This window comes from Streptomyces sp. NPDC047042, assembly GCF_040644035.1.
GTDB lineage: Bacteria > Actinomycetota > Actinomycetes > Streptomycetales > Streptomycetaceae > Streptomyces.
Genome location: NZ_JBEYVP010000101.1, coordinates 1 through 3,493, shown reverse-complemented (window position 1 = coordinate 3,493; position 3,493 = coordinate 1). Strand labels below are relative to the sequence as shown.

The following is a 3,493-nucleotide window of genomic DNA, read 5'->3' as shown; positions in this document are numbered from 1 at the left end:
CGGGCGCCGCCCTCGGTCTCGGCGCCGCGAACGGGGTCGTGGCGTTCTTCTCCGCCCTGGGGTCGCAGGTCCATTGATGCCGAAACGATTCCTCTCCCTGTCCGGCTACGGACTCGGCTGGTCGACCCGCCAGCGCATCACGGTCATCGCGACCGGTCTCGGCGTCCTGGTGGCCCTCGCCGGCGCCGTAACCCTGTTCACCGGCCGCACCACCGCCGGCGACAGCCAGGCCGCCGCTCCGTCCGTCCCGCCGAGCAGCAGCACCTCCTCGTCGGCCAGTTCGGCGGCGCCGGACGGGACCGGTGCGGTGGCGGCGCCTCCACCGGTGGCGGACCCGGTCGCCTTCGCCAAGGCCGCCGCCGCCATGTTGTGGTCGTACGACACCCGCACCACCAGCCGTGACCAGCAACTCGCCGGCATGAAGGCGTGGCTGACGGCGGAGACCCAGTACGCCGACTGGTCCTCTCTCACCGCGCAGGTACCGGATCCGGTGCTGTGGTCGCGGATGGCGGACCAGGACCAGTACGCCACCGCCACCGTGTCCGAGGCCCACTACCCCTCCGCGTTCAAACAGGTCCTGGCGGACGATCCGTCGGCGATCACCGAGGCGTATATCTACGCCGTCACCGTCACCGGTAAGCAGCAGATCGCCTGGAAGGAGGGCGGCGCCGGCGCTGAGGACCGCTCGGTCACCCTCGCCGTGCAGTGCCGCCCCAACGCCGACTGCTCCCTGGTGTCCATCGCTCCCCGTCTCGTGCCCTGACCTGGCCCGAGCCCATCTGAGAAAGGAGGGGTGAATCCCCCTTTGGGTTTCTGTGATCTCCCCCTCGCGGGCACTCTCTGTGCCGTCGGTGACGCAGCGTCCTTCGCCTCCGACCCCGGCGCGGCGATCGGCAACTGGATGGCGAAATCGGCGGGCGAACTCGCCGCCGCCGCAGCCGACCTGGCCGCCGAGGCGGTCGACACCACCACCAGGGTCGACCTGAATGCCGGATGGTTCCGCGACAACTACGAGATGATCCTGCCGATCGGCCTGGTCGTCCTTGTCGCCACGTTCTGCGCCCAGCTGGTACGCGCCGCGATCCGCCGCGATGGCCAGGCCCTCACCCAGGCATTCACCGGCACCGCCGTCGGTGTGATCTTCTCGTTCACCGCGATCGCCTTCACCACCGTCGCCATCGAAGTCGTCGACGCATTGAGCGACGGCCTGTTCAAAGCCGCCAACCTCGACATCGCCACGGCGATCAGACGCATCGTCAAGGTGAGCCAGATCGCCTCCCTGTCGGGCCTGGGCTGGCTCGTCACAGTCTTCGTCGGCGTCGGCGCCGCGATCGGCGCCTTCCTCTACTGGGGCGTGATGATGGTCCGCAAGGTCGGCATCCTCGTCATGGTCACCCTCGCCGTCTTCGCCGGAGCCGGCGGCGGCTGGGAGATCGCCCGGCGCTGGCGCAAGGGCTGGATCGAAGCCACCGCCACCCTCGTCGTCTCCAAGCTCCTGATGACCGTGATCTTCGTCCTGGGGATCACCGCGATGGGCAAGACCGAGGCCAAGGCTGGCATCGCCACCCTCGCCGACGTCATGGCCGGCATCGTCATCCTCACGCTCGTCCTGCTGTGCCCGTACGCCACGTTCAAGTTCGTGCACTGGGCGGCCTCCGAGGGCTCGGACGCCGAGACCCTGCACCGCTCCGGCGGAGCCGGTGCGCAGATCGCCCGCCAGCACGCCGAACGCGCCGGCCGCAAGGCCGCCGCCATGGCCGCCACCGCCGGGACCGGCGGGGCCGCGGCTGGAGCGGGCGCCGCTCCCCAGGGCCCGGACTCCGTACCCGGCGGCTTCCCCGGCGACATCGCCTCCCACCCCACGCCCAACGCCGGCAACGAAGGCAGCAGCTCAGGAGCACCGTCGTCCGGCAGCGAGGGGACCAGGAGCGCTCTGGAGAAGGCCGTGCAACCCCCGCCGACCCATGTCACCGACGACACCAGCAGCCAGATGGGTGGAAGCCCCAGGTCAGGCGGCTCCGGGCGCGGCGCCGCTGCCGGCCAGGCGGGTGGATGGCAATCTTCCCCGTCGGCCACGGCTCCGCCGCCGCAAGGCGCCCCGCCGTCCCCGGACTCCAGCAGTTCGACCGGAACCGGCGCGCAGCCGCCTTCGCCTACCGGCCTCTGACCCGCCCCCCTGCGCCGGGACGGTACCCCGCACCCGACCTCCGGGTGTGCCGTCCCGGCCCCGCGCTCCACCGGAAACCGGCTCCTTGTCTGAACTTGCCTCCCCGATCACAGTCAAATTCCCGCACCGCTCCCGGCGCGGCATCCTCCTGGGCCTCTCCCTCCCCCAACTCACGCTCGTCTCCGCCGCATTGGCGCTCCTCCTCATCACCGTGGTGACCACCGGGCTCCTCGGCGCACTCGTCCTGACCCCGGTCTGGACCGTCGCCGCCGCCCTCGTGGCTGTGCGCCGCAACGGCCGCTCCCTGATCGACTGGGCACCGGCCGTCGCCCGCTACGCCCACCGCCGCCGCACCGGCCAGACCCTCTGGCTGGCCCGGCCGCTCTCCCGGCCCCGCCAGGACGGCATCCTGCACCTGCCCGGCACCGCCGCCTCGTTGAAAGTGGTCACCCCCGGCGACTCCGCCAACGGCGCTGCCGCTGTGCACGACCCGCACAGCCAGACCCTGACCGCCGTCGCCCACGTCTCCTCACGCGCCTTCGCGCTGCTCGACCCGGCCACCCAGAACCACAACGTCAGCAGCTGGGGACGAGCCCTGGCCGGTATCGCCCGCACCGGACACGTCGCCACCGTCCAGGTCCTGGAGCGCACCGTGCCCGACAGCGGCGACACCCTCACCCGCCACTGGAGCCGGCACGGCCACCCCGAAACCCCTCTCGCCGGACAGGTCTACAGCGAACTGGTCTCCTCCGCAGGACCTGCCGCCGCCCCGCACGAGACGTACCTGGCGATCTCCCTCGACCTCAAGGCCGCCAAGCGCCTCATCAACCAGGCCGGCGGCGGACTGCCCGGCGCCTTCACCGTGCTGGAACAGACCACGTCCGCCATCGCCCAGTCCGCGCGCAGCGCCGGACTGACGGTGACCGGATGGCTCACGGCCCGAGAGATCGCCGCCGTCATCCGCACCGCCTACGACCCCAGGGCCCTGTCCGCGCTGCAGCAGTGGTCCCCCTCCGGCCGGGCCGAAGCCGACCCGGCCGCCGCCGGGCCCGTGGTCCAAGTCGAGGAGTACGACCGCCTCGCCACCGACTCCGCCCGGCACGCCACCTACTGGGTCGAGGACTGGCCCCGCACCGAAACCTCGGCGGGCTTCCTGCACGGGCTCATGTTCACCGCCGGAGTCCGCCGCGCCCTCTCCTTCATCTACGTGCCGCAGGGGCTCGAGTCCGCGATGCGCGACGTGCAGCGCAAGAAGGCGGCGATCATCGCCGACGCCAACGAACGCGCCCGCCGCGGACAAGTCGATGCCGAGGCCGACTCCGTCGA

General features: G+C 71.8%; 3 protein-coding genes. All 3 read left to right on the top strand.

From position 1 onward, the window contains the following. The first annotated feature begins 76 nt into the window (after positions 1–76). On the top strand, positions 77–763 hold the full coding sequence (locus tag ABZ855_RS48145; RefSeq protein ID WP_360820375.1) for a hypothetical protein: 687 nt from the start codon (positions 77–79) through the stop codon (positions 761–763). Positions 764–805: 42 nt separating this feature from the next. Continuing rightward, complete coding sequence (locus ABZ855_RS48140; RefSeq protein ID WP_360820377.1) at positions 806–2,167, top strand: ATP-binding protein; 1,362 nt, start codon at positions 806–808, stop codon at positions 2,165–2,167. An 85-nt stretch (positions 2,168–2,252) separates the two neighbouring features. Further along, on the top strand, positions 2,253–3,493 hold a 1,241-nt coding region (locus ABZ855_RS48135; protein ID WP_360820372.1), incomplete at its 3' end, for an SCO6880 family protein.